Genomic DNA, 25,624 nt, shown 5'->3' on the forward strand with positions numbered 1-25,624 from the left:
AGCGTTGCCTCGATCGATGCTCCTGCCATCCATGACCTCCAAATCATGGAAACCTATGGATTCAGAAATCGTAAAAATACGCAACTGTAATGCTAAGCCGGCGCTCTAAGCTGCCCCCCTCTGGCCTGCCGGCCATTCTCCCCCACAAGGGAGGAGATTGGCAGTTTCGCTCGCATTACCCATTCTGCAACGCTGACGTTTGGCGAAAGCCGTGATGACAGCTGATCTCCCCACCTGTGGGGGAGATGGCCGGCAGGCCAGAGGGGGGCGCGACGGAGCGTAGGTCGTGCAAAGTTGCGATCCCTCACTCACCCCACACAGCATCGCCCCAATCGAGCTTGCGCGCGGCCTTGAAGGCCGCGCCGTCGCGGCGGGTCAGCAGGCGTTCGCCGACGCTGCCTTCGGCATCGCACAGTTTCAGCCGCACCATGCCGGAGCTTGCCTGCGGCGGCGCCAGAACACGTGCCGGTGCGCTCTCGCCCGCGTGTCGTGAAGCGGCGATGTAGATGAATTTCTCGTCCTCCCACGGCACCTCGCCGCCCTTGGCCAGCCGGTGCAGGCGCGAGCGGGCGACGCGGCGTGAAAAATGGCACCAGTCGGGCGCAATGAGCGGGCAGGCATGGCTGCGCGGGCAGGGCGCGACGAGATGCGCGCCGGCCTCGACCAGCCGTGCGCGAACGCGCAGAATGCGCTGCCAGCCGGCAGGGGTGCCGGGCTCGACGATGACCAGCGTGTCGGTCGTCAGCGTCCACAGCCGGTCGACCAGTGGCTCGATTTTTTCAGGCGACAGCTCGTCCAGCACATAGGCGAGCGTGACGAGGTCGGCGGACCGAAGGTCCGGGAATTTTTGTCCCACATCGGCGGCAAGGTAACGCGCGGTGATTGGCTCGGCGTGGCGGGCAAGGTCCGCGCCCACGGCACGAATGGCAGGGCTGGCCTCGACCAGCACGGCATCCTCAAGACTGTCCCAGCAGTCGCGCGCCGCCCAGAATGCCGTGCCGGGGCCTGCACCGACATCCAGCAGGCTGCGCGGCGCAAAACCTTCCCGCATCCCGGCCACGGCATCGAGGCAGGCGCGCACCGCCGCATAGGTGGCGGGCAGGCGCGTCGCCAGATAGGCTTTTGCGGCCAGATCGTCGGACAGGTGCAGCCGCCCGTCGCGGGTCTCGGCGCGGTAGCGGCGCGACAGCACATCGGCCGCCTGCCTCAGCGTCGCCAGCGGCACGCCTTCGAGCGCCTTGTCGACCGCCTGGCGAAGGACTGCGGGAAGTTCCATGCCTGTTTGTGTGCCCCTCTTCGTTCCTGAGGCACGATCTTGTCCGGAAGGTCTCCAGCTTTTCGCTGCGCGGACCTTCGGTTCCGGATCGTGCTTTAGGCCGTACCGAACTTGCGGTCGGCGTCCAGCGCAAGCCCGAGCCCGACCGAGCCGAACATATCGCCTTGCACGACCGTTGCATCCGGGAAAAGCGACAGCACGCGGCTTTTGAGCAGCGGTATCGCCGTCGAGCCGCCGGTGAGGAACAGCGTGGTGATGCGCCGGGCTTCCACGCCGGCGTCGCAAAGCGTCTTCTGCACCGTGTCGGTGACGCGCTCGACGGCGGCGTCGATGGCCTCGTCGAGCCCGGTGCGGGTGACGGGAAGCGACAGATTTTCGTCGGTGAGCGCGATGTTCATCATGGTCGCGTCGCTGTCGGTCAGGTCGATCTTGGCGCGCTCCACCGTGCCGGCCAGCGCATGGCCCTGGCGGTGGGTGACGATGTCGATCATGCGCTCGACCAGTTCAGGCCGCGCCGCCTCGTAGCGGATCTGGCGCAGGTCCGTCATGGCCTTCGGCGTGTAGAGCATGTTGATGCGCTGCCATGTGGCGAGGTCGTTGAAATAGCCGGCGGGCAGGTTGCGCTTGCCATCCCTGGTCAGCGTCTTGTAGCCGAGTTCGGGCATCAGATGCGCGACCGACAAGAGCCGGTCGAAGTCGGTGCCGCCGATATGCACGCCGGTGCTGGCCAGGATGTCGTCCTTGCGGTCGGCCGCACGCGCCCGCTGCGGCGAGACGCGCACGATGGAAAAGTCGGAGGTGCCGCCGCCGATGTCGATGATCAGCGCCAGTTCCTCGCGCGTCACGCTCTGCTCATAGTCGAGCGCCGCCGCGATCGGCTCGAACTGGAAGGCGATGTGCTTGAAGCCCTGGGCGCGGGCGGCGGCTTCGAGCTGGCCTTGCGCGTCGCGGTCGGCGGCCTCGTCCTCGTCGACGAAATGCACCGGACGGCCGAGCACGACATGGTCGATGTCCTCGCCCAGCTCATTGTCTAGCCGTTCCTTCAGATAGCCGATGAAGGTGCCGATGATGTCGGAAAAGGCGAGGTAGCGCGCCTTGATGCGCGTCTTCTCATGGATCAGCGAGGAGCCGAGCACGCTTTTCAGCGCGCGCAGCAGGCGGCCTTCGGCGTTTTCGGTGTAGTCGGCGATGGCGCGGCGGCCGAAATAGGTGTTGTTGTCCTCGAAATTGTAGAAGACGGCGCTGGGCATGGCGACATGCTCGCCTTCCAGCGGCACCAGCCGCGAGCGGCCGCCTGCGATATAGCCGACGGTGGAGTTGGACGTGCCAAAGTCGATGCCACCGCTGATCGGTTTCATGGGAATTCCTTATGTATGAGATGACGCCCGGCGCGGGGGAGGTGAGGCGGTTACACAAGCTGGGCGGCAATGTCGAGGCGCAGGCGGGACTTTTTTGCCGCCGGGGCGGAAGCTGCGACAAAGCTGCCCAGCCAAAAACCGCCGCAAAGCGTCCCCATACCCAGCGAAGCAAAAACGCGCTATAGACGCCGCCTTGAACGCGAGTCCCTTACGCACGCATGGCCAAGATACCCCTGAAGCTCGAGGAACTGATCGACGGCGTGGCGTTGCGCCGTGACCTCACGGCACTGACGGACGAAACCGACGGTGACGGCTCAGGTCTTGAAGTGCGCGGCCGCGTGCTGCAACTCCTCAAGGAGCGCCGGGCGGCGGGCCGCGCGGTGGCCGAGCGGATGTTGCGCGAGGATGGCGGCGGCACCGCCTGCGCGGCGCGCCTGTCGCATCTGATGGACGAGATCATCCGCGCGCTCTACGATTTCGCCGCCACTCACGTCTACCATGCGAGAAATCCCTCGTCGGCCGAGCGCATGGCGGTGGTGGCCGTAGGCGGCTACGGCCGCGGCACACTGGCGCCGGGCTCCGATCTCGATCTGCTGTTCCTGCTGCCCTACAAGCAGACCCCCTGGGGCGAGCAGGTGGTCGAATACATGCTCTACATGCTGTGGGACATGGGGCTGAAGGTCGGCCACGCCACCCGCAACGTCGATGAATGCCTGCGGCTGTCGCGCGAGGACATCACCATCCGCACCGCGATCCTCGACGCCCGTTTCCTGTGGGGCGAGGAAAAACTCTATCACGAGCTTCTGACCCGCTTCGACAGGAACGTGGTGAAGCACACCGGTCCCGAATTCGTGCAGTCCAAGCTTGCCGAGCGCGACCAGCGCCACGCCAAGGCCGGCGAAAGCCGCTATCTGGTCGAACCCAATGTCAAGGACGGCAAGGGCGGCTTGCGCGACCTGCACACGCTGTTCTGGATCGGCAAGTATTTTTACCGGGTGCGCACCGGTGATGAGCTGGTGCAGAAAGAGGTCTTTACACGCGCCGAGTACAACCAGTTCCTCAAGGCGGAAGACTTTTTGTGGGCGGTGCGCTGCCATATGCATTTCCTCACCGGCAAGGGCGAGGAGCGGCTGCATTTCGATATCCAGCGCGACATCGCCGAACGGCTCGGCTACACCAGCCATCCGGGCCTGTCGGCGGTCGAGCGCTTCATGAAGCACTATTTCCTCACCGCCAAGACGGTGGGCGACCTGACACGCATCTTCTGCGCGGGGCTGGAGGAGGAGCAGGCCAAATATGTGCCGGGCTTCGACCGCATCTTCGTCACCTTCTCGCGCCGCCAGCGCAAGCTTGCCGGCACCAGCGATTTCATCGTCGACAATCACCGCATCAACGTGGCCGGCGATCAGGTATTCGCGCGCGATCCGGTCAACATGCTTCGCCTGTTCTGGTTTGCCGACAAGCACGGGCTGGAGTTCCATCCCGACGCACTGAAGCTGCTCACCCGCTCGCTCTCGCTGGTGGACAAGGCCCTGCGCCGCAACAAGGAAGCCAACCGGCTGTTCCTCGACATCCTCACCTCGGATCGCAATCCCGAGCTGAACCTGCGCCGCATGAACGAGGCCGGGCTGCTGGGCAAGCTGATCCCGGATTTCGGCCGCATCGTCGCGATGATGCAGTTCAACATGTACCATCACTATACGGTGGACGAGCACCTGCTTCGCTGCATCGGCGTTCTGTCGGAACTGGAGCGCGGCGACGGCGAGAAAATCCACCCGCTGTCGCACTCGCTGATGGAGGGGCTGAGGAAAAAGCGCGAGGCGCTCTATGTCGCCGTGCTGCTGCACGACATCGCCAAGGGCCGCCCCGAGGATCATTCCGAGGCGGGCGCCAAGATCGCCCGGCGCATCTGCCCGCATATGGGGCTTTCGGCGGCCGAGACCGAAACCGTGGCCTGGCTGGTGGAAAACCATCTGGTGATGTCGATGGTGGCGCAGTCGCGCGACCTCAACGACCGCAAGACGATCGAGGATTTCGCCGGCGTCGTGCAGACGGTGGAGCGCATGAAGCTGCTGCTCATCCTGACCGTGTGCGACATTCGCGGCGTCGGCCCCGGCGTGTGGAACGGCTGGAAGGGCCAACTACTGCGCACGCTCTATTACGAGACCGAACTGCTCCTGACCGGCGGATTTTCCGAAGTGTCGCGCGCCCAGCGCGCCGGCGAGGCGCGGACCGGGCTTGCCGGAGCCCTTGCCGACTGGCCGGACGCCGAGCGCAAGCGGCTGTTGGATCTGCATTACGAAAATTATCTGCTCGCGGTCGATCTGAAGGATCAGGTCAGGCATGCCGAATTCATCCGCACGGCCGATGCCGACAAGCGCAAGCTTTCGACCATGGTCAAGACACATGAGTTCGAGGCCGTTACCGAGATCACCGTGCTGGCGCCCGACCATCCGCGCCTTCTGTCGGTCATCGCCGGCGCCTGTGCGGCCGCTGGCGGCAACATCGTCGATGCGCAAATCTTCACCACCTCGGACGGCCGGGCGCTCGACACCATCCTCATCAACCGCGAATTCGACCGCGACGAGGACGAGCAGCGGCGCGCCGAGCGTGTCGGTGCGCTCATCGAGGACGTGCTGTCGGGCAAGTCCTGGCTGCCGGAGATGATCGAGAAGCGCACCAGGCAGAAGCGTGGCGCCAAGGCTTTCCGCCGCGAGCCGCGCGTGGAAATCCGCAACACGCTGTCGAACCGGTTTACCGTCATCGACGTTTCCGGGCTCGACCGGCCGGGTCTCCTGTCGGAGATCACGGGCGCGCTGTCGGACTTGTCGCTCGACATCGCCTCTGCCCACATCACCACCTTTGGCGAGAAGGTCATCGACACCTTTTATGTCACCGACCTGACCGGCCAGAAGGTCGAGAACCCCACCCGGCAGAAGGCGATCCGCGACAAGCTGCTGGCGACATTGCAGGGCGAAGCCGCCGCGCAGCGCGGTGCCAGGGCAAAGGCGACCGTGTCGTGATTTCTCGCCCGCATAAATCGGAACGGCGCGCATGAGCCTCGTCAGGAAATTCGCCACTGTCGCATCCGGCACGCTGATGAGCCGCGTGTTCGGCTTCATGCGCGAGATGCTGATGGCGGCGGCGATCGGCACCGGACCGGTGGCGGACGCCTTCTACGCGGCCTTCCAGTTCCCCAACACCTTCCGCCGGCTGTTCGCCGAGGGCGCTTTCAACGCCGCCTTCGTGCCGCTCTTCGCCAAGGAGATCGAGGCCAACGGCACCGAGGGCGCCAAGCGCTTTTCGGAAGAGGTGTTTGGTGTTCTGTTCACCACGCTGCTGGCGCTCACCATCGTCATGGAACTGGCCATGCCGCTGCTGGTGCGTTTCCTGATCGCGCCAGGCTTTGCCGACGATCCGGAAAAATACGATCTCACCGTGGCGCTCGCCACGATCATGTTCCCCTATCTCATCTGCATGTCGCTGGCGGCGATGATGAGCGGCATGCTGAATTCGCTGCGCCGCTATTTCGCAGCCGCGATCGCGCCGGTGTTCCTCAACATCATCCTGATCGCGGTGCTGGCCAATGCATGGTACAGGGGCCATGATGGTCTGACAGTCGGCTATGCGCTGGCCTGGGGCGTGCTGGCGGCGGGCATCGTGCAGCTTGCCATCGTCTGGGTCGCCGTGCGCCATGCCGGCATCGTTGTCGGCTTTCGCCGGCCGCGCCTGACGCCCAACGTCAAGCGGCTCTTGATCCTTGCCCTGCCAGCGGCGATCACCGGCGGCATCACCCAGATCAACCAGCTTATCGGCACGGCAATCGCTTCCGGGCAGAACAGCGCGGTCTCCTCGCTGGCGCTGGCCGACCGCGTCTACCAGTTGCCGCTCGGCGTGGTTGGCGTGGCGGTCGCCATCGTGCTCCTGCCGGAACTGTCGCGGGCGCTGAAGTCCGGCAATCTCAACGAAGCCGCCAACCTGCAGAACCGCTCGGTCGAGTTCACGCTGTTCCTGACCCTGCCGGCGGCGGCGGCACTTCTGGTCATGTCCGAGCCGATCGTGCGCGTGCTCTATGAGCGCGGGCAGTTCGCCGCCGGCAACAGCACGCCGACCGTGGCCGCTATCCTCGCCATCTTCGGCCTCGGGCTGCCGGCCTTCGTGCTCATCAAGGCGTTCACGCCCGGCTATTTCGCGCGTGAGGACACGCGCACGCCGATGATCTTCGCCGCCATCTCGGTGGCGGTGAACATTTCGGTGGCGCTGACGCTCTTTCCCGGCATGGGCGCTCCGGGCATCGCGACGGCCTCGGCGATTGCCGGTTGGGTCAATGCGGCGATGCTGCTGGGCGTTCTGGTCAGGCGCGGTCATTGGGGCGCCGACATTGCGCTGCTCACCCGCATTCCGCGCCTGCTGATCGCAGCCGGCGTGATGGCCGGGGTGCTCTATATCGCGGTTGGGCGGCTGCAGCCTTATCTCGCCTCATCGGCGCCACTCTACACGCAGGCGCTGACGCTCGCCGCGCTGGTGGTCGTCGGGGCGGTCATCTATTTCGCCGTTGCCTTCGGCATAGGCGGCGCAAACCTCGGCATGGTCCGCCGCAGCATCAAGCGCGGCTCCACGCCGCCGCAGCAGGCCCCGGCCCCCAACGCCACCGTGGACGAATGATTTTGGCCGCGGTGACTTCAACGCGATCTTGCTCTTGTCCGCGCCTTCAGCCATAAGCGCGCATCGATTTTCGCCGCGCGCGAAACGGCCCTCCACAAGCCACGAGGATATTATGAACGAATTCCAGCCGCTCGTCTTTTCCGGCGTCCAGCCCACGGGCAATCTCCATCTCGGCAATTATCTCGGCGCTATCCGCAAGTTCGTCGCCTTGCAGGAAACGAACAATTGCATCTATTGCGTCGTCGATCTGCATTCGCTGACCGCGCAGCTCGTCCATGATGACCTCGAGGGCCAGACGCGCTCGATCACCGCGGCGTTCCTGGCGTCGGGCATCGACCCAAAGAAGCACATCGTCTTCAACCAGGCCCGCGTGCTGCAGCACGCCGAGCTTGCCTGGATTTTCAATTGCGTGGCGCGCATCGGCTGGATGAACCGTATGACGCAGTTCAAGGACAAGGCCGGCAAGGACCGCGAGAATGCCTCGCTTGGCCTGCTCGCCTATCCGAGCCTGATGGCCGCCGACATTCTGGTCTACCGCGCCACCCATGTGCCGGTCGGCGACGACCAGAAGCAGCATCTGGAACTGACGCGCGACATCGCCCAGAAGTTCAACAACGACTTTTCCGACCGTATCGCCGAGCTTGGCCTTGGCGTCGAGATGATGATGGGCGAGGAAAAGGTGAACGGCTTCTTCCCGATCACCGAGCCAATCATCGGCGGCCCGGCGGCGCGCATCATGTCGTTGCGCGACGGCTCCAAGAAGATGTCGAAGTCTGACCCGTCGGACCTGTCGCGCATCAACCTGACCGACGACGCCGACACGATCTCGAAGAAGATCAAGAAGGCCAAGACCGATCCGGAAGCCCTGCCGAGCGAGACCGACGGCCTTGCCAGCCGCCCCGAAGCCGAAAATCTCGTCGGTATCTATGCCGGCCTGGCGGAAATCTCCAAGCAGGACGTACTCAACGAGTTCGGCGGCCAGCAATTCTCGGTGTTCAAGCCCGCACTTGCCGACCTGGCGGTGGAGAAGCTCGCGCCGATCGCCGGCGAAATGCGCCGCCTGATCGCCGATCCGGCCTATATCGACAGCGTGCTGCGCGATGGCGGCGACCGCGCCCGCATGCTTGCCGAAGGCACGATGAAGAGCGTGCGCCAGATCATCGGTCTGCTCGACAACTGACAGCTTCCGGCGTCGACCTGCTTGCGGGCGGCCGGCGCCGGTGGCAGATTGCGCCCTGGGGGAACGCCAGCAGGGATGGAACATGGTTTCTAAGCGTCTCAGTCGCGAGGCGGGGCATCGCCGGAAATTCCTGACGATCATCGACGACACGCCCGAATGCGAGCGTGCCGTCGCTTATGCCGCGCGCCGCGCCAAACACACGGGCGGCGTGGTGGTGCTGCTCTATGTCATCGAACCGAGCGACTTCCAGCACTGGCTGGGCGTGGAAAAGATCATGCGCGAGGAGGCCATCGCCGCCGCCAATGCCGCACTCGACACCTACGCCACCAAGGTGCGCGAAACGCTGGGCATCGAGCCCGAGCTGGTGGTGCGCGAGGGCAAGACCACCGACCAGATCCACCAGCTCATCGAGGAGGACCAGGACATCGCCATCCTGGTGCTTGCCGCCAGTTCCTCCAAGGAGGGGCCGGGGCCGCTGGTGGCATCGATCGCCGGCAAGGGAGCTGCCTTCCCCGTCCCCGTCACGGTGGTGCCGCAGAATCTCTCCGAAGAAGACCTTGAAAGTCTCGCCTGAACAGATCATCTGTCCGGCAGGCGGGGCCTGTTGATCCTGCCCGGCTTCAAGGCGCGTCGGTTTTGCTTGAATATCGTCGGCGCAGAGCCTATTTAGAATTGTTCCAAACTATCTACGCGCGGAGAAGCGGCCATGTTTATCCAGACCGAGGCGACCCCGAACCCGGCCACGTTGAAATTCCTGCCGGGCAAGGAAGTTCTGGTGGAAGGCACTGCCGATTTCCGCGAGGCCGAAGCCGCCGGCCAGGCTTCGCCGCTGGCTGGCCGCCTGTTTGCGATTCCCGGCGTGACGGGCGTGTTCTTCGGCTATGACTTCATCACCGTCACCAAGGAAGAAGGTCCCGACTGGCAGCATCTGAAGCCGGCGATCCTCGGCGCCATCATGGAGCATTTCATGTCGGGCGCGCCGGTGATGACGGCCGGCAGCCATGCGGCGCATGCCCATGCCGACGAGCATGGCGAGTTCTACGACGAGGGAGACATCGAAATCGTCGCCACGATCAAGGAACTGCTGGATACGCGCGTGCGCCCGGCCGTGGCCCAGGACGGCGGCGACATCACCTTCCGCGGCTATGAGAACGGCACCGTGTTCCTGCATATGAAGGGTGCCTGCGCCGGCTGCCCGTCGTCCACCGCAACCCTCAAGCACGGCATCCAGAACCTGCTGCGCCACTTCGTCCCCGAAGTCGAGCATGTCGAGCAGGTCGGGTAAGCGACCGCGAAATCACGCAGGCATAAAAAAACCGGGCCCCCAGCCCGGTTTTTTATTGCGGCGTCCTGTTGCCGAGACGGCTCGCATGAAAATCGTTCCACCCCGCGTGGGGGCGACGTGTCAGAGCACGATCACCTTGGCGCCGGTGTCGGCGCGATCGTAGAGATCGATGATGTCCTGGTTCATCAGGCGGATGCAGCCCGACGACATGGCTTTGCCGATGGAGAACCATTCCGGCGTGCCGTGCAGCCGATAGCCGGAATCGCCGCCCTTGTTGAACAGGTAGAGCGCGCGCGCGCCGAGCGGATTGGTCAGGCCGGGCGGCATGCCGCCGCGCCACTTGGCCAGCTCCGGCTGGCGCCCGATCATCGCCGAGGGCGGCGTCCAGGTCGGCCATTCGCGCTTCATCGCCACGCGCGCCGTGCCGCGCCATTCAAAGCCCTCGCGGCCGACGCCGATGCCGTAGCGGACGGCCTTGCCTTCCGGCAGCACGAAATAGAGGAACTTGTTGGCCGTATCGACGATGATCGTGCCGGGCTTCTCGTCTGTGTCATAACGCACGACCTGACGATGGTATTTCTTGTCCACCTTGTAGATCGGAACCGCCGGCAACTGGTAACCGGCATCTGCCCGCGCCCCGTAATCCGACGAGAACATCTTGAAGGTGCCATCGCTCGTACAGCCGACAAGGGCCGCCGCAAGTGTAAGGCTGGCGGCGATGAAAAGTGGTTTCATGCGCATAAGAAGATCCGCAGCTCCGTCCCGACCGCACGCGGCCCGAATCGGGCCACATAATCGCCGTTATTTGTAGAAGTGCGATTCGTTTCTTGCCAAGTGCTTGTTCGGGTCAGCCCGCCGGCAAGCCTCGCATGTGCCCGTTGCTATGGCTTTTCGGCAACAGTCCGGGGGTGCCAGCGCCCGGCGAAGCCGCCGGCAGCGTGGAAACGCTTACACCTTGACCAGATGCTCCACCCGGTCCTTTTCGCCGAAGAGGCGCAGATAGCGCTCCATCTCATGGCGGTCGCCGGTGGCCTTGGCGGGGTTGTCGGAGAGTTTTATGGCGTCGCGGCCATTCACCTTGGTGACCTTGCACACCAGCGAAATGGCGTTGAGGCCCTTGGTTTCCATCGGCGCGCAGCCTTCGAAGTCGTTGGTCAGGTTGGTGCCCCAGCCGAAGGAGAGGCGCACCTTGCCGCGAAAATGCCTGTAGGCCTGCTCGATCGCATCGACCTCCAGACCGTCGGAGAAGATCAGCAGCTTCTTGCGCGGATCGACGCCCTTCTCGCGCCACCAGGCCATGATCTTTTCGCCGCCCTCGATCGGCGGGGCGCTGTCGGGGCGGAAGCCGGTCCAGTTGGCCACCCAGTCGGGCGCGTCGCGCAGGAAGGCGCTGGTGCCGAACGTGTCGGGCAGGACGATCAGCAGGTTGCCGCCATAATAGCGCTGCCAGTCGAGCAGCACCTGGTAGGGCGAGCGGCGCAGTTCCTCGTCGCTGTTGGTCAGCGCGGCCAGCACCATGGGCAGTTCATGCGCGTTGGTGCCCAGCGCCTCCAGATCGGTGTCCATCGCCAGAAGCACGTTGGACGTGCCGGTGAAGGCCTCGCCGATGCCCTCCTTCAGCGCCTCCACGCACCAGCGCTGCCACAGGAAGGAGTGGCGACGGCGGGTGCCGAAATCGGAAACTTTCAAGTCGGGAAGCTGGCGCAGCCGCTCGGTCTTGGCCCACAGCTTGGCCTTGGCGCGTGCATAGAGCACATCCAGCGCGAAGGGACCGAAGGGCCGCATCGCCGAGCGCGAGCGCAACTCGTTGATGATTGCGAGCGCCGGGATTTCCCACAGCGTCGTGTACATCCACGGTCCGTGGAACTCGAGCTGGTACTGGCCGTCGCGCTTCGTAAGCTCATATTCGGGAAGCTGGAAATTCTCCAGCCAGGCCAGGAATTCCGGTTCGAAGATCTGCTTGCGGCCGTAGAAGGTGTTGCCGCCCAGCCAGATCATCTCCTTCTTGGTGAAACGCAGCGTGCGCGCATAGTCGAGCTGCTCGCGCAGCTCCTGCTCGTCGATCTCGTCGGCGAGCCGCACCGAAGTGGTGCGGTTGATGAGCGAGAAGGTGACGTCGACATCCGAATACATGCCCCAGATCATCTGCAGCATGAGCAGCTTGTAGAAGTCCGTGTCGAGCAGGCTTCGAACGATCGGATCGAGCTTCCAGGTGTGATTGTAGACGCGCCGCGCAATATCGGTCTTGGTCATTCACGAGAGCCTTTTTCGTGCCGCATTCCGCTTTTTCCGACAGCCTCTTAACATCGAAGAACAGCGCATGTCCCGTCAATGCGCGGCTGGACCGACAAAAAATGACGTCGCGGCAGGGCAGGCGCGGGCGCCCCGGCTCAGCCGGTGGCGCCCGTCCGCGTCAGGTCCAGCCGGTCGCGCCGCAGCCAGCGCCACAAGAGCAGCAATGCCACCACGGCCAGCCCGCACGACAGACCGATCCAGATGCCGATACCCTTGAGGCCGAGAGGGAAAGCCATCAGCACGCCGAGCGGCAGGCCCACGCCCCAATAGCCGATGGCCGCGAGGATCATCGGTATCTTGGTGTCGTGCAGGCCGCGCAGCATGCCCGATGTCACCGCCTGCGCGCCGTCCACCACCTGGAACAGCCCGGCAAAGGCGAGGAAGGAGACGGCTAGCCCCACCACCGTCGCATTGGCCGGATCGGTGAGGTCGATGAAGGCGCTGATGAGCAGGTGCGGGAAGAGCACCATCAGGAGCGCGGCAAGCGCCATGAAGCCGACGCCCATGGCGAAGGCCGTCCAGCCCGCGCGGCTGATGCCCGCGGCGTTGCGCGCGCCGAAGGCGAGGCCGACGCGCACCGTCGCCGCCTGGCTCAGGCCCAGCGGCACCATGAAGCTGATCGAGGCGATCTGCATGGCGATGGCGTGCGCGGCCAGCGAGGCGGCTCCGATCATGCCCATGAACATTGCGGCGGCATTGAAGATGGTGACTTCGAAAGCCATGATGCCGGCAATCGGCATGCCGAGCTTCAGCAGGCCGAAGAAGCGCGGCCAGTCGGGACGCCAGAAACGTCCGAACAGGTGATAGCGCCTGAACCTGGGCTGGAGCGTCACCACAGCGACCATGCCGATGAACATCAGCAGGCTGGACAGGCTTGTGGCGAGGCCCGAGCCCGCTATGCCCATGGCCGGGAAGCCGAGATTGCCGAACATGAAGGCCCAGTTGGCCAGCACGTTGAAGGCAACGGCGGCAAAGACGATGAGCAGTGCCCAGCCGGGCCGTTCCAGCGCCGAGATGAAGGAGCGCAGCACGATATAGCCGTAGAAGGGCAGCAGGGCCCATTGCAGCCAGTGCACATAATGCGCCGAAAGCCTGGCAAGCTCCGGGTCCTGCCCCATCGCCACCAATATCGGCTCGGCCTGCCAGAGCGCGGCCCAGATGGGAATGCACACGCACACGGCCAGCCACAGTCCCTGGCGCACGGTGCGGCGAATGTCGCGCACCGAGTTGCGCTTGCGGCCAAGCTCGGTGGCCATCATCGGCGAGGTCGCCAGGATGAGGCCGAGGCCGAAGATCAGCGGCGCGAAATAGAGGCTAGAGCCCAGCGCGCCGGCAGCCAGCGCATTGGGGCCGATCCTGCCCATCATCATCACGTCGGTCGCCGTCATCGCCGTCTGGCCGAGATTGGTCAGCACCATCGGCCAGGCGAGAGCCAGCATCGCACGAATTTCGTGACGCCACGGACTTGCCGGCGCCAGGGCGTCGACTTGTATTGCAGTCATCTTTTCAACTTTCAGGAGCGGGCAGCGGCATCGGCCTGCCTGCCTTGTTCTTGACGGAATGCCGCAACGGGCTTCCGCTTTCTTTGCGCCTTTTTGAACGAAACGCTCTCGTCGCACAAGCCTTTCGCTCACCCAACGGTTGAGCCAGCGCAAGGAGCGATGGCGCAGGCCGCCGTGAAATTCGGCGGACGGCAGCCAAAATGACGAATGGTGAGGGGGCTAGATAGTTTCCAGAGCCTGTCGCTGGCGGTGCATTTCAAGGAATATGCGGTAGTCGCGGTCGAAGCCGGCACGCGTGGCCGGATCGGGGCTGCGCGCGCGTTCGCGCTGGCGCATGGCGATGCTGGCGGCGGCCAGCGAAGGGTGGAGGCCGGCGGCGCTGGCCGCCGCCATGGCGGTGCCCAGAAGCACCGCGTCGCTGCCGGCTTCCGGTTCCAGAACCGTGCAGCCGGTGGCGTTGGCATAGAGCTCCATCAGCAGCGGATTCTTCGTATGCCCGCCGGTGACATGGAGCGTGTCGATGACATAGCCGCCAGCGTTGAGGGTGTCGAGAATGTGCCGCACGCCGAGTGCAATGCCCACGGCTGTGCGCCAATAGAGCCGGCACAGGCCGTCGAACGAGGCGTCGAGCGTCAGTCCCGAAATCACCCCCACGGCATTGGGATCGGCCAGCGGCGAGCGGTTGCCGTGAAAATCCGGCAGCACGTGCAGGCGGCGCGCAAAGGCCTCTCCCTCGACGGCCCGCAGCTCCGTGATCCGCGCGGCGATGCGGCGATGCAGGGCCGCATCCGGTTCGCCGCCCGCGCCATGCACGCGGATGACATGGTCGAGTGCGGCCCCGGTGGCCGATTGTCCGCCCTCGCTCATCCAGCAATCGGGCAGGGCCGCGCCGAAATAAGGACCCCAGCCGCCGGCGAAGGGGCGCGGCTCGGGCGACATCGCCATGACGCAGCTTGACGTTCCCGCAATCAGCGCCATGTGCCGTTCCATGCCGGCAAGGTCGGCCGCGAAGCCGCCCAGAACGCCGAGCGCGCCGGCATAGGCATCGATCATGCCCGTGCCAACGCGGCAGTGTGTGGTGAGGCCGAGCGCGGCGGCGGCCTGCGGAAGCAGCGGCCCCAGGTCGCTGCCCACGGCGCTTGCCCGCCGTGGCAGGTTTCCGCGTTCCAGCAGGTCGCCAAGCGAGACGGCGTTGAGGAAATCCATCCGCCAGCCCCGTTCCTCATGCGCCAGGAAGGTCCATTTGCACATGAGCGTGCACTGCGAGCGCGCCAGCGATCCCGATGCCTTCCACGACAGGAAGTCGGTGAGGTCGAAGAAATAGCCGGCGCGTGGCCATTGCCGGGGCAGGTGCCGCTTCAGCCACATCAGCTTGGGGATCTGCATTTCCGGCGACATCACGCCGCCGACATGGTCGAGCACGCGATTGCCGGTGGCGGTGCATTCGGCCGCTTGCGCAATGGCGCGGTGATCGAGCCAGACGATCGTGTCCCAGCGGTCGTCGCCGTCTTCCGAAACCCCGAGCGGCCTTGCCTCGGTGTCGCGCACCACCAGCGAGCAGGTGGCGTCGAAGGCGATGCCCGCGACATCCTGCGGCGCTATGCCGGCTTCCTCGCGCGCGGCGCGCACGGCCGCGCACACCGCCTGCCAGATGTCTTGCGAATCCTGCTCGGCATGGCCCGGTTGCGGCTGGCGCATGGCGATGCGCCGTTCCGCCCGCGCCAGCGACCTGCCGCCGGCGTCGAATATGCCGGCGCGGGCGCTGCCGGTGCCGACATCGACGGCGCAGACGAACGCGGCCATCAGGGCGCGGCCTTCGCGCAAATGCGGCCGGTCGGCGATGTCGGGTGCGGCATCATGTCAGCGAGCATAATGGCGGCGGCAAACCGTGCAAGTGGCGCTGAAGGCAGCTCTCTCGCCGGTTCACGACGCCGGGCGGAAGATCACGCCAGCGTCACCCCGGCATCGCGCATCCTGCCCAGCATGGTCTCCAGCGAGCCGCCGAGATCGATGGCGCGGCAGGCATCCAGCCGCACCGTGACATCGAAGCCGAGCGAGACCGCATCGAGCGCCGAATAGGCGACGCAGAAATCCGTCGCCAGCCCCGCCAGCGTGATCTTGCCGATGCCGCGCTCCCTGAGATAGCCGGCAAGGCCGGTCGGCGTCTTGCGGTCGTTCTCGTGGAAGGCGGAATAGCTGTCGATGCCGCGGCGGAACCCCTTGCGGATGACGAGTTCGGCCTTGGCCCATTTCAGCGCGGGATGGAAGGCGGCGCCGCCCGAGCCCTGCACGCAATGGTCGGGCCACAGCGTCTGCGGTCCATAAGGCATTTCGATCGTGCCGAAGGGCTCCTTGCCCGGATGCTGCGAGGCGAAGCTGGAATGGTTGGCCGGATGCCAGTCCTGCGTCAGCACGACATGCTCGAAGCCGGCGATCATCTCATTGATGAGGGGGACGATCTTGTCGCCCTCCGTCACCGCCAGGCTGCCGCCCGGACAAAAGTCGTTCTGTACGTCGATAACGATCAGCGCTTCTTCGGCCATGTCGAATCCATCCCCAATTCCAGCGCAGAAATTCGGCCAGAAGGGGGACGGCGTCAACAGGCTTTGGGAGACGCGCATCGCGCGGAACGTCGCGAAAGGGGTGCTGAACGCTGCGCGAGCGGCGTTGCCGCCGGTCATATTTCGCGGGCCTGCCTGTTTGTGCTCACGCATGGCCTGCGCCCGCAATGCTGGACCATGTATCGCAGGCAGTTTGGAAAGCTGTTTCCGGCCAATATCTTGACGTTGGAGGGGTGCCTATACTACTTAATCGGCCACACGACAGTTTACCGTTTTCGGTATTTTTCGGCGGTGCGCGGGCATTTGGTCCGGCTGCGCGACAGGCGGAGTTTCAGCGCTGCCAATTGGCGAAAGGTCCGGTTCTTTCATGACTACCGCAGCAGCGATCAACACTGCCGAGGCGAAGCCGCTTGCCTTCCCCATCCCGGCCAATGTCTATGCCGAAACCGTGGTTTCGGTGAAGCATTACACCGACCGGCTGTTTTCCTTCCGCATCACGCGGCCGCAATCGCTTCGCTTCCGTTCGGGCGAGTTCGTCATGATCGGGTTGCCCAACGCCGAAAAGCCGGTGTTCCGCGCCTATTCGGTTGCAAGCCCGGCCTGGGACGAGGAACTGGAGTTCTTCTCCATCAAGGTGCCGGACGGCCCGCTCACCCAGCATCTGCAGAAGATCCAGCCCGGCGACACGGTGCTGATGCGCCAGAAGGCGACCGGCACGCTGGTGCTCGACGCGCTGACGCCGGCAAAGCGTGTGTTCATGATCTCGACCGGCACCGGCATCGCGCCGTTTGCCAGCCTGCTGCGCGACCCCGACACCTATGAAAAATTCGAGCAGGTGATCGTCACCCACACCTGCCGCGACGTGGCCGAGCTGACCTATGGCAAGGAACTGGTGGCCGCGCTGGCGCAAGATCCGCTGATCGGCGAGCTGACGCATGGCCGCGTGACGCTGTACTCGACCACCACGCGCGAGGAATCGCCCTATATGGGCCGCATCACCGCGCTCATCGGCTCGGGCAAGTTCTACACCGATCTCGGCATCGACAAGCTCGATCCCGCGAACGACCGCGTCATGATCTGCGGTTCCATGCACATGCTCAAGGATGTGAAGGAACTGGTCGAGGGTCTCGGCTTCGAGGAAGGCTCGCTCAGCCAGCCCTCCACCTTCGTGGTGGAACGCGCCTTCGTCGGCTGACGACAGCGCAACGGTGCCGATGCGGTCCGCGTCGGCACGCTTTCAGGAAAGCTTCTTATCTGTGTGATTGGCGCGCCATGGGCATGGCGCCATGCCGGATCGGCTGCCGGCCACCGCCGCAATGGCGGCGGGGTCGGAATGGGGAAGCTCAGCTCTCGCGGCTGAGGCAGACGGCGGTGTGACCGGCGCTGATGAAGCCGAGGCGCGCGGCGGCGCCCTTCGACAGATCGAGCACGCGCCCGCGCACGAAGGGGCCGCGATCATTGATGCGCACGACAACGCTGCGGCCATTGTTCTGATTGGTGACGCGTACCTTGCTGCCGAGCGGCAGGGTGCGGTGGGCGGCGGTCATTGCGGAAGGATTCATCCGCTCGCCGGAGGCTGTCTTGGAGGTGAGGGCGTACCAGGAGGCGCGGCCGCATTGGGCCGAGGCGGTTCCGGTGGAAATGGCAAGCATCAGGCCAGCCGTCATCGTTACCGCGGCGATCGCGGTCTGGGTCTTCTTCATCTTTGAGGGTTAGCTCCGTTGATCGTGGAACCAGCGGTTACGGAGCAAATAGGGCGACAAATGCGGCAAGCGGCCAGCGGTTCCATGGCTGCTGGACAACTTTGGAGTCTCTTGGAAACAGTTTGTCAGAAGCCTGCGCGCTTTTGCTCCAGCGCGCGGGGGAATCCGATAATCTTTCGTTAACCTATGGATAGACTCGAGAATAGCGAGTTTCCGTTACGGAAGCGCTTGTCCTGCGCGCCTGTTGGCCTGCCGCGCCACGGCCCAGCCAAGCAGTGCCGCGCCGAGCAGCACCAGCGAGGCGATCAGGAACGAGGCGCCCGGATAGGGCAGCCACGAGCCCTCGCGCAGGGTGAAGGCATAGACCGCGCCGAAGAACAGCGGCGACACCACGCCGGCAATGCTGGCCACGCTCATATTGGCGCCCTGCAACTGGCCCTGTTCGGATTCGGAGACGCGCTGCGTCATCAGCGACTGCAGCGTCGGCATCGCAAGCCCCCAAAGCGCATTGGGGAGCATGGCGAGCGTGAACATCACGCCGGTGGGCGCCAGGCCCATCCAGGCAATGCCGATCGCGCCGCCAAACAGGCCGAACACCATGGTGGCGCGGTCGCCGAAGCGCTTGACCATCGGCCCCACCAGAACGCCCTGCACCGTCATGTCGAGCAGGCCGACCAGGGCCAGCAGCGTGCCGACTTCCCATGCATGCCAGCCGAAGCGATAGCCGGCATAGAGCACGAAGACGGCAGAGAAGACGTGGTGCGAGAAATGCAGCAGGAAGGTCACGACCGCGAGACCCGACAGTTCCGGATGCGAGCGCAGGAGCATCATTGCGCCGAACGGATTGGCGCGCTTCCACGAAAACGTCATGCGCTTGGCCGGTGCCAGCGATTCCGGCAGCACGAACAAGCCGTAGAGGAAGGCGATGCCGCTCATGCCCGCCGCGAACCAGAAGGGCGCGCGCGGCGAAATCTCGCCCAGCACGCCGCCCAGCAGTGGCCCGGCCACGAAGCCGGCGCTGAAGGCCGCACCGATCAGCCCGTAGCCACGCGCACGCTCTTCCGGCGCGGTGATGTCGGCCATATAGGCAAAGACGGTGGTGAAGCTCGACGAGGTTATGCCGGCGATGATGCGGCCCAGCGCCAGCCACCACAGGTTGGGCGCCAGCGCCATCAGCACATAGTCTGCGGCAAGCCCAAGGGTGGAAAGCAGGATGACGGGCCGCCGGCCATGCTGGTCGGACAGCGAGCCGATGATCGGCGAGGCGACGAACTGCATGCCCGCCCACAGCGCCACGAACACGCCGTTGATCCAGCCGGCCTCGGCGTTCGAGCCGGCGAATTCCTCGATCAGCGGCGGTAGCACCGGAATGATGATACCCATCGCCACGATGTCGAGAACGGCCGTGACCATGATGAAGGCGATGGCTGCCTTGCGGCGGGAGCCGGAGAGAATGGACATGGCTGTCGCTCGAAATTTTCGCGGGGGAGCGGACTTATACAGGGTGTTTTACTTTGTACAAGCTTGCCGCATAAGTCTCCTGACAGCGGCATGTCGGAGCGGTGCGGCTGGACCAGTCATTTTTCACGCGCGCGTGGTTTGAACCGCGGCTTCATCGTTGCTAACTAGAGCACGATTTCATCAGTCTGGCCGCAATCGTTGCGGAAGGATGGGCGGCGCCAGCCGTTCGCCGTCGACAGGCATGCAAGGGAGAGTTTTATGCTGCGCAAGACCGATTTCTTTATCGATGGCCGCTGGGTCGCGCCGGTTACGCCGAAGGAACTGGAGGTCATCAACCCGGCCGACGAGCAGCCCTTCGCGGTGATCTCGCTGGGCTCGTCCGCCGATGTCGACAAGGCGGTCGCCGCCGCGCGCCAGGCCTTCGAGAACTGGAGCCGCACCGGCCGCGAGGAGCGCCTAGCCTATCTGGAAAAGCTGCTTGAGGTCTACAAGAAGCGCATGCCGGAGATGTCGAAGGCCATTTCCAGCGAAATGGGCGCGCCGATGAAGCTCGCCACCGAGGCGCAGGCTTCCGTCGGCGCCTATCACATCAAGAACTTCATCCGCGAGCTGAAGGAATTCGAGTTCGAGCATCAGCTCAGCGAGATCGCGCCCAACGACCGCATCGTGCATGAGCCGATCGGCGTGTGCGGCCTCATCACGCCGTGGAACTGGCCGATGAACCAGGTGACGCTGAAGGTGGTGCCTGCCATTGCCGTCGGCTGCACCGTGGTGCTGAAGCCTTCCGAGATTGCGCCGATGTCGTCCATGCTCTTTGCCGAGATCATGGAAGAGGCGGGCTTCCCGGCCGGCGTCTTCAACCTCGTCAATGGCGACGGCCCGTCGGTGGGCGAGGCGATGTCGCGTCATCCCGGCATCGACATGATGTCGTTCACCGGTTCCACGCGCGCCGGCGTCGCCGTCACCAGGGCCTCGGCCGAGACGGTCAAGCGGGTGACGCTGGAGCTTGGCGGCAAGTCGCCCAACATCGTCTTCGCCGACAGCGACGTGCCGGCTGCGGTCAGGCGCGGCGTGGCGCACTGCTTCGAAAACACCGGCCAGTCGTGCAACGCGCCCACCCGCATGCTGGTCGAGCGTTCGATCTACGACCAGGCCGTCGAGGTGGCCCGCGAGGCGGCGGATGAGACAAAGGTCGGCAATCCGGTGGAGGATGGCGGCCATATCGGCCCGGTCGTCTCGGCTGCCCAGTTCGACAAGATCCAGGGCCTGATCGAAGCAGGCATCAAGGAAGGCGCGCGGCTGGTGGCCGGCGGCACGGGCCGTCCGGAGGGCTTCAACCGCGGCTATTTCGTGCGTCCGACCATCTTCGCCGATGTCTCCAACGACATGCGCATCGCGCAGGAAGAGGTGTTCGGCCCGGTGCTGGCGATGATCCCCTTCGACACCGAGGATCAGGCGATCGAGATCGCCAACGACACGCCCTACGGTCTCTCCGGCTATGTGCAGACCGGCAGCCAGGAGCGTGCTCACCGCGTGGCGCGCCGCCTGCGTTCGGGCATGGTGCAGATCAACGGCGCCTCGCGCGGCCCCGGCAGCCCGTTCGGCGGCTACAAGCAGTCCGGCCTCGGCCGCGAGGGCGGCAAGTGGGGCCTTGAGGATTTCCTCGAGGTGAAGTCGGTTTCCGGCTGGAACACCGGCGCGTAACCAAAAGCCGGTCGAATAAAAAATGCCCCGCTTGCCGGGGCATTTTTTGTGTCGGCCGTTTCGGCGAACCGTCATCCCCCGGTGGGGAAAAGCCTGTCAGGCCGCGGCGCTCTTTTGCGAGGCGGCGAAGGCGGCCTTCAGCGCATCGGCCCCTGCGGTCACGGTTTCGGGATGCGGCGAGAAGCCCGCGCCCAGCATCTTGCGGCCGAGCATATGGTCGGCGGGGCGGTTGACGGATTCGATCGCGATCAGCCGGTTGCCGCCATAATGGTAGACGGAGAACTTGTTGTCGGCCATGTCACCCACGACGACGGTGCTGTCGCTTGCCCCGGCAAGGCCGACCATCTGCAGCTTCATGTCGCCGATGTCCGACCAGAACCATGGCACGCTGTCATAACGGCCTTCGTGGCCAAGAATGGTGCGTGCGGCCAGGCGCGCCTGATCGGTGGCGTTCTGCACCGATTCGAGCCGCACGTCCGTGCCTGAAAACAGGTGGCGATAGTTGGCGGCATCGCCGATGGCGAGGATTTCCGGCTGCGAACTGCGCAGGCTGCCGTCCACGCGAATGCCGTTGGAGAGCGTCAGGCCGGCGGTCTGCGCCAGTTCGACATTGGGCACCACGCCGATGCCCACGATCACCATTTGCGCCGGCAGCCGCTCGCCGGTTGAGAGGATGGCAGCGGTGACATGGCCGTTGCCGCCCTCCAGCCGCTGGATCGTGGTCTGCGTCAGCACGCGCACGCCCGTGCTTTCCAGCCGGTGGCGCACATGCGCCGAAATGGCGGGCGCGACCGCGCGGCCGAGCAGGCGCTCCTGCGCCTCCACCACCGTCACGTTACGGCCGCCAAGCCGCAGCGTGGCGGCGATCTCCAGCCCTATGAAGCCGCCGCCCAGAACGACGACATCGCCGGTGGTGGCGCTCAATTCGCGAATGAGGCGCGCATCCGCCACCGAGCGCAGCGACAGCACGCCGCCGAGTTCCGCGCCGGCAAGCTTCAGCTCGCGCGGTCGCGAGCCGGTGGCGAGGATCGCGGCATCGAACGGAATATGATCGCCACCGACCAGATCGAGACGCCGGCCGCCAAGGTCGATGCGCTCAACCATCGTGCCGGGCCGCAGGTCGATCCGGTTGTTGGAATAGAAGACGTCGGCACGCAGCATCTGCGGCTGGGCGGCAGGGTCCTTGATGAAGGTCTTCGAAAGCGGCGGCTTGTGGTAGGGCAATTCCGCTTCGTCGCCCACCAGCGTCACCGGCCCGTCATAGCCTTCCTCGCGCAAACTGGCGGCCGCCTGCACCCCGGCATGCCCCGCACCGACAATAACCACGCCGTTCTTCATGGCACCCGGACTTTTCTCTTTCGATCCAGAATAACGCTTCGACCCAGAATAAAGCGCCGCGCTATCGCCAAATTGTCCCGTTCCGACAAGGCGATAGCCTTCTGGGTCGCACTTGGGACAGGCCGCTGTCAATAAGGCCGATCGCCGCGCGAAGGAAAGTGGCGACGCCGGTGACGGCATTGTGGCCGACCTGCCATAAACTTGACATATATAGTTTAGAATAGTTCTAAACTATTGATTTATAAGGCATATTCTGTCGGATTCCTGTTGACTCCCCGCGCCAGTCTGGTTTTATGCATCATGCCTCGATGGGGCAAACCTTTGATGTCTGGGCCTTGAACCCGTTCGATTGGAGGAAGTGGTGTCTGTTTCTGCCTGCCTGCGCGCTCGCGCGCATCGTTTTTCCCTGCATGTCGAAAGCCTGCCGGTGTCGCACTGATGTCGCTGCGGATCACCGATCATGACGGCCATCAGGGCTGCTATTTCGAGCGCACGCCGGAAAAGCTGGTTCTGGAAGGCTATCGCCACTGGCTGGCCGGCTTCGAAACCGGCTCCGTCGCGCCCTGGGAGCTGACGCTTACGCTCTACAGCGAACTGCTCGGCCCCGCTGCGGGTCGGCGCGCCATGAGCGAGCTTTCGCATTTCGTGCGTACGCTCAGGCAATGCGCGGCGTGTCCGCTGCGCAGCTTCCCCTTCGGTGCGCATCATGTCTGCCGCGACGAATGTCTCGCGCTCGGCCTCATTGCTGCCTTGCAGCACGGGCAGGAGCAAACGGCGCTTTTGTGCCTGGACGCCATGGCGTGTCGTCCGCTGCAGCAGGCCGTCGGCGCGGCGGCCGGCGATTTTGCCCAAACCCTTTCGGGCCTGGATCAGCATCTCCTGCCCATTCCGCAAGGCGCGATCGAAGACGTGCTGTCGCGCGCAACGGCCAGGACGATCCATTGACGAGGCATATGATGAGACCAGCAGTAATGACGGTTCGCAATGCCCGCCTGGCGGCAGTGGCAGCCACGGCGGCGCTGACGGCGGCGGCTTTCATCCTTCCGGCCAAGGCGACGGTTTCGACGGTGCAGAAGCATGAGGTCTTCGCGCCGAAACCCGAGGTCAGGACGGCATCTTCCAATGTGTCCTTTCACTGAGGAAAGCGCATAAGAATTCCAGCCAAGCGGCGCAACAGGACGCCGCCAGCCAGCAGAGCAAGACATGCTTGTATGCCACTGTAACCTGATAGCCGAGAAGGAGATCGAAGACGCGATCATAGAGCTTCTCCAAGCCGATCCCTGGCAACTCGTCGTGCCGGCGAAGGTCTATCATTCGCTGAAGAAGCGCGGACGCTGTTGCGGCTGCTTCCCAAATGTGGTGGAAACTATCATTCGGGTCACCGAGCACTACCATCAGAGCTTGGTCACGAGTGAGATGGATGTCGTTTCACACCTGGACCGCGTGAGGGATTTGCGGGTCCAATATGGGAGCAGAAGCCATGAAGGGCGAAAAACAGGTCATCGAGCGGCTTAACGAAGCTCTGTTTCTGGAGCTTGGCGCCGTCAATCAGTACTGGCTCCACTATCGCCTGCTTGACGACTGGGGCTACACCAGGCTCGCCAAGAAGGAACGCGAGGAATCAATCGAAGAGATGCACCACGCAGACAAGCTGGTACAGCGTATCATCTTCCTCGAAGGCCATCCCAACCTGCAGTCGGTTGCGCCGCTGCGCATCGGCCAGAATGTGAAGGAAGTGCTCGAGGCCGACCTTGCCGGCGAGTATGATGCCCGCACCTCCTACAAGAAGTCGCGCGAAATCTGCCAGGAACTCGGCGACTACGTGACCATGAAGCTTTTCGAGGAACTGCTGAAGGACGAGGAGGGCCATATCGACTTCCTCGAAACCCAGCTCCAGTTGCTGAACGAGATCGGCGAAGCCAAATACGGCCAGCTCAACGCCGACCCGGCCAACGACGCCGAATAATGTGACACCGGCGGCGTCGCCGATGGCGGCGCCGTCTTCAGCGTCGGTACGCTTCCGGAAAATCCGGCGAGGGTTGATTGCCTGGGCGGTTCCAGCCAGTCCAATCCACCGCCATTTTCGCTGGCGAATTGACGAAACCCGCAAAGCGGCGATAGATCGCGGCCATGAACACGCCCTCCCAAAACTCCCCCATTGTCGGCGTTGTCCGACTTCCCGAAGCCGGCGGTCTCGAATTGCCCGCCTACGCCACCGCCGGCGCTGCCGGTATGGATCTGCGCGCGGCGGTGCCGGACGACCGGCCGCTTCTCATCCTTCCCGGCCGGCGCGCGCTGGTGCCGACCGGTCTGATCTTCGAAATTCCCGAAGGCTTTGAAGGTCAGGTGCGGCCGCGCTCCGGCCTTGCCTTCAAGCACGGCATCACCTGCCTCAACACGCCCGGCACCATCGACAGCGATTATCGCGGCGAGGTGAAAGTGCTGCTGGTCAACCACGGCGACGAGGATTTTTATGTCGAGCGCGGCATGCGCATCGCGCAGATCGTCTTTGCCCCGGTGACGCAGGTGAAGCTCGAGGAGCGCGGCCTTTCAGGTGCGACCGGGCGCGGCGCGGGCGGCTTTGGCTCGACGGGGCACGCATGACGCCGCCGAAACTCGTCATCTTCGATTGCGACGGCGTGCTGGTCGATACCGAAAATACCGTCAACAAGGAATTGTCCGGCTGGCTGCGCAAGGCCGGCCTGGACGTCGATTATCAATATTGCCGCAAGACCTTCTCCGGTCGCAGCATGGTGTCGGTGCAGAAGGAGGTCGAGGCGCAGGGCTACAGTCTGGGCGAGGATTTCGTCGAGCGCTGGAATGCCGGCCTGCCGGACCTGTTTTCCACCCATGGCGTGGAAGCGATCCCGCATGTGCGCGACTTCATCGAGGCGGTGCGGGCACAGGAGATCGCCTATTGTGTTGCCTCCTCGGCGCGCGTTTCCAAGATGCATGTGACGCTCGGGCGAACCGGCCTGCTGTCCTATTTCGAGGACGTGCTGTTCAGCGCCACCATGGTCGGGCGCGCCAAGCCGTTCCCGGATCTTTTTCTCCACGCTGCGGCCACCATGGGTTTTGAACCGGCCGATTGCATCGTCATCGAGGACAGCGTGCCCGGCACGCAGGCCGGCATCGCCGCGGGCATGCGCGTCTTTTCCTACCATGGCGATCCGCACACCAATCGTGACGGCCTGGCGGCTGCCGGCGGCATTTTGTTCGACGACATGCGCCAATTGGCAGGAATGATCCCGCTCGGCTGAAACGGGTTTGCGGCGCCATCCCGTCATGGCTAGTAT

24 protein-coding genes are annotated in these 25,624 nt (G+C 64.5%); 13 read left to right on the top strand and 11 right to left on the bottom strand.

Annotation, left to right across the window (positions count from 1 at the left end):
• Nucleotides 1–304: 304 nt before the first annotated feature.
• Nucleotides 305–1,276 (bottom strand): small ribosomal subunit Rsm22 family protein, encoded by a 972-nt coding sequence (locus C7441_RS22780; protein WP_109614839.1) that lies wholly within the window; start codon nt 1,274–1,276, stop codon nt 305–307.
• Between the two features lie 95 nt (nt 1,277–1,371).
• Nucleotides 1,372–2,634 carry an Hsp70 family protein gene (locus C7441_RS22785; protein WP_019172089.1) on the bottom strand — a complete coding sequence of 421 codons (1,263 nt, stop codon included), beginning with the start codon at nt 2,632–2,634 and terminating at the stop codon, nt 1,372–1,374.
• 218 nt (nt 2,635–2,852) lie between these two features.
• Between C7441_RS22785 and C7441_RS22790 the strand changes: the two genes are divergently transcribed.
• The 5 genes from C7441_RS22790 to C7441_RS22810 all read left to right on the top strand — a co-directional run bounded on the left by C7441_RS22790 (nt 2,853) and on the right by C7441_RS22810 (nt 9,764).
• Complete coding sequence (locus tag C7441_RS22790; protein ID WP_109614840.1) at nt 2,853–5,657, top strand: [protein-PII] uridylyltransferase; 2,805 nt, start codon at nt 2,853–2,855, stop codon at nt 5,655–5,657.
• A 31-nt stretch (nt 5,658–5,688) separates the two neighbouring features.
• Nucleotides 5,689–7,299, top strand: coding sequence for a murein biosynthesis integral membrane protein MurJ (gene murJ, locus C7441_RS22795; protein ID WP_109614841.1), 1,611 nt, complete (start codon nt 5,689–5,691; stop codon nt 7,297–7,299).
• Nucleotides 7,300–7,411: 112 nt separating this feature from the next.
• On the top strand, nt 7,412–8,479 hold the full coding sequence (gene trpS / locus C7441_RS22800; RefSeq protein WP_109614842.1) for a tryptophan--tRNA ligase: 1,068 nt from the start codon (nt 7,412–7,414) through the stop codon (nt 8,477–8,479).
• A gap of 82 nt (nt 8,480–8,561) precedes the next feature.
• Nucleotides 8,562–9,053, top strand: a complete 492-nt coding sequence (locus C7441_RS22805) for a universal stress protein (protein WP_109614843.1) — start codon at nt 8,562–8,564, stop codon at nt 9,051–9,053.
• A gap of 132 nt (nt 9,054–9,185) precedes the next feature.
• Nucleotides 9,186–9,764 carry a NifU family protein gene (locus C7441_RS22810; protein ID WP_109614844.1) on the top strand — a complete coding sequence of 193 codons (579 nt, stop codon included), beginning with the start codon at nt 9,186–9,188 and terminating at the stop codon, nt 9,762–9,764.
• Between the two features lie 120 nt (nt 9,765–9,884).
• Here the strand turns inward: C7441_RS22810 and C7441_RS22815 are convergent, their stop codons facing one another.
• The 5 genes from C7441_RS22815 to pncA form a co-directional block, all read right to left on the bottom strand.
• Nucleotides 9,885–10,505 carry a L,D-transpeptidase gene (locus C7441_RS22815; protein ID WP_109614845.1) on the bottom strand — a complete coding sequence of 207 codons (621 nt, stop codon included), beginning with the start codon at nt 10,503–10,505 and terminating at the stop codon, nt 9,885–9,887.
• Between the two features lie 207 nt (nt 10,506–10,712).
• Nucleotides 10,713–12,017, bottom strand: a complete 1,305-nt coding sequence (gene pncB, locus C7441_RS22820; protein ID WP_019172082.1) for a nicotinate phosphoribosyltransferase — start codon at nt 12,015–12,017, stop codon at nt 10,713–10,715.
• A gap of 137 nt (nt 12,018–12,154) precedes the next feature.
• Nucleotides 12,155–13,561 carry an MATE family efflux transporter gene (locus C7441_RS22825; RefSeq protein ID WP_109614846.1) on the bottom strand — a complete coding sequence of 469 codons (1,407 nt, stop codon included), beginning with the start codon at nt 13,559–13,561 and terminating at the stop codon, nt 12,155–12,157.
• A gap of 219 nt (nt 13,562–13,780) precedes the next feature.
• Nucleotides 13,781–15,367: an FGGY-family carbohydrate kinase gene (locus C7441_RS22830; protein WP_170125240.1), complete on the bottom strand. Its 1,587-nt coding sequence runs from the start codon at nt 15,365–15,367 to the stop codon at nt 13,781–13,783.
• A 137-nt stretch (nt 15,368–15,504) separates the two neighbouring features.
• Nucleotides 15,505–16,104: a bifunctional nicotinamidase/pyrazinamidase gene (pncA, locus tag C7441_RS22835; RefSeq protein ID WP_109614847.1), complete on the bottom strand. Its 600-nt coding sequence runs from the start codon at nt 16,102–16,104 to the stop codon at nt 15,505–15,507.
• Between the two features lie 385 nt (nt 16,105–16,489).
• On the opposite strand from pncA, the gene C7441_RS22840 reads away from it, so the two are divergent.
• On the top strand, nt 16,490–17,317 hold the full coding sequence (locus C7441_RS22840) for a ferredoxin--NADP reductase (RefSeq protein WP_019172078.1): 828 nt from the start codon (nt 16,490–16,492) through the stop codon (nt 17,315–17,317).
• Between the two features lie 148 nt (nt 17,318–17,465).
• Here C7441_RS22840 and C7441_RS22845 read toward each other — a convergent pair whose 3' ends face one another.
• A complete protein-coding gene (locus C7441_RS22845; protein WP_019172077.1) occupies nt 17,466–17,825 on the bottom strand; it encodes a septal ring lytic transglycosylase RlpA family protein in 360 nt (119 codons plus the stop codon).
• 216 nt (nt 17,826–18,041) lie between these two features.
• Nucleotides 18,042–19,286 (bottom strand): TCR/Tet family MFS transporter, encoded by a 1,245-nt coding sequence (locus C7441_RS22850; RefSeq protein ID WP_109614848.1) that lies wholly within the window; start codon nt 19,284–19,286, stop codon nt 18,042–18,044.
• 258 nt (nt 19,287–19,544) lie between these two features.
• Between C7441_RS22850 and C7441_RS22855 the strand changes: the two genes are divergently transcribed.
• The gene (locus C7441_RS22855; RefSeq protein ID WP_109614849.1) at nt 19,545–20,990 is read left to right on the top strand and encodes an aldehyde dehydrogenase family protein; all 1,446 of its coding nucleotides are present in this window, start codon (nt 19,545–19,547) and stop codon (nt 20,988–20,990) included.
• 96 nt (nt 20,991–21,086) lie between these two features.
• On the opposite strand, the gene C7441_RS22860 is transcribed toward C7441_RS22855, so the two are convergent.
• Nucleotides 21,087–22,328, bottom strand: coding sequence for an NAD(P)/FAD-dependent oxidoreductase (locus C7441_RS22860; protein ID WP_109614850.1), 1,242 nt, complete (start codon nt 22,326–22,328; stop codon nt 21,087–21,089).
• A gap of 438 nt (nt 22,329–22,766) precedes the next feature.
• On the opposite strand from C7441_RS22860, the gene C7441_RS22865 reads away from it, so the two are divergent.
• From C7441_RS22865 to bfr, 4 genes are all read left to right on the top strand, one after another.
• The gene (locus tag C7441_RS22865) at nt 22,767–23,273 is read left to right on the top strand and encodes a hypothetical protein (RefSeq protein WP_109614851.1); all 507 of its coding nucleotides are present in this window, start codon (nt 22,767–22,769) and stop codon (nt 23,271–23,273) included.
• A gap of 26 nt (nt 23,274–23,299) precedes the next feature.
• The gene (locus C7441_RS24200; RefSeq protein ID WP_170125239.1) at nt 23,300–23,467 is read left to right on the top strand and encodes a hypothetical protein; all 168 of its coding nucleotides are present in this window, start codon (nt 23,300–23,302) and stop codon (nt 23,465–23,467) included.
• A 64-nt stretch (nt 23,468–23,531) separates the two neighbouring features.
• A complete protein-coding gene (locus C7441_RS22870) occupies nt 23,532–23,843 on the top strand; it encodes a bacterioferritin-associated ferredoxin (protein ID WP_109614852.1) in 312 nt (103 codons plus the stop codon).
• Entirely contained in the window at nt 23,809–24,294 is a 486-nt protein-coding gene (gene bfr, locus C7441_RS22875; protein WP_019172071.1) for a bacterioferritin, read from the top strand. The genes C7441_RS22870 and bfr overlap by 35 nt, the downstream gene beginning before the upstream one ends.
• A 37-nt stretch (nt 24,295–24,331) precedes the next feature.
• Here bfr and C7441_RS24515 read toward each other — a convergent pair whose 3' ends face one another.
• Complete coding sequence (locus C7441_RS24515) at nt 24,332–24,460, bottom strand: hypothetical protein (RefSeq protein ID WP_280523581.1); 129 nt, start codon at nt 24,458–24,460, stop codon at nt 24,332–24,334.
• Between C7441_RS24515 and dut the strand changes: the two genes are divergently transcribed.
• The gene (gene dut, locus C7441_RS22880) at nt 24,459–24,932 is read left to right on the top strand and encodes a dUTP diphosphatase (RefSeq protein WP_109614853.1); all 474 of its coding nucleotides are present in this window, start codon (nt 24,459–24,461) and stop codon (nt 24,930–24,932) included. The genes C7441_RS24515 and dut overlap by 2 nt on opposite strands.
• Complete coding sequence (locus C7441_RS22885) at nt 24,929–25,588, top strand: HAD family hydrolase (RefSeq protein ID WP_109614854.1); 660 nt, start codon at nt 24,929–24,931, stop codon at nt 25,586–25,588. The genes dut and C7441_RS22885 overlap by 4 nt, the downstream gene beginning before the upstream one ends.
• The last annotated feature ends 36 nt before the right edge of the window (nt 25,589–25,624 follow it).

The sequence above is a fragment of the Pseudaminobacter salicylatoxidans genome, from assembly GCF_003148475.1.
Lineage (GTDB): Bacteria > Pseudomonadota > Alphaproteobacteria > Rhizobiales > Rhizobiaceae > Pseudaminobacter > Pseudaminobacter salicylatoxidans.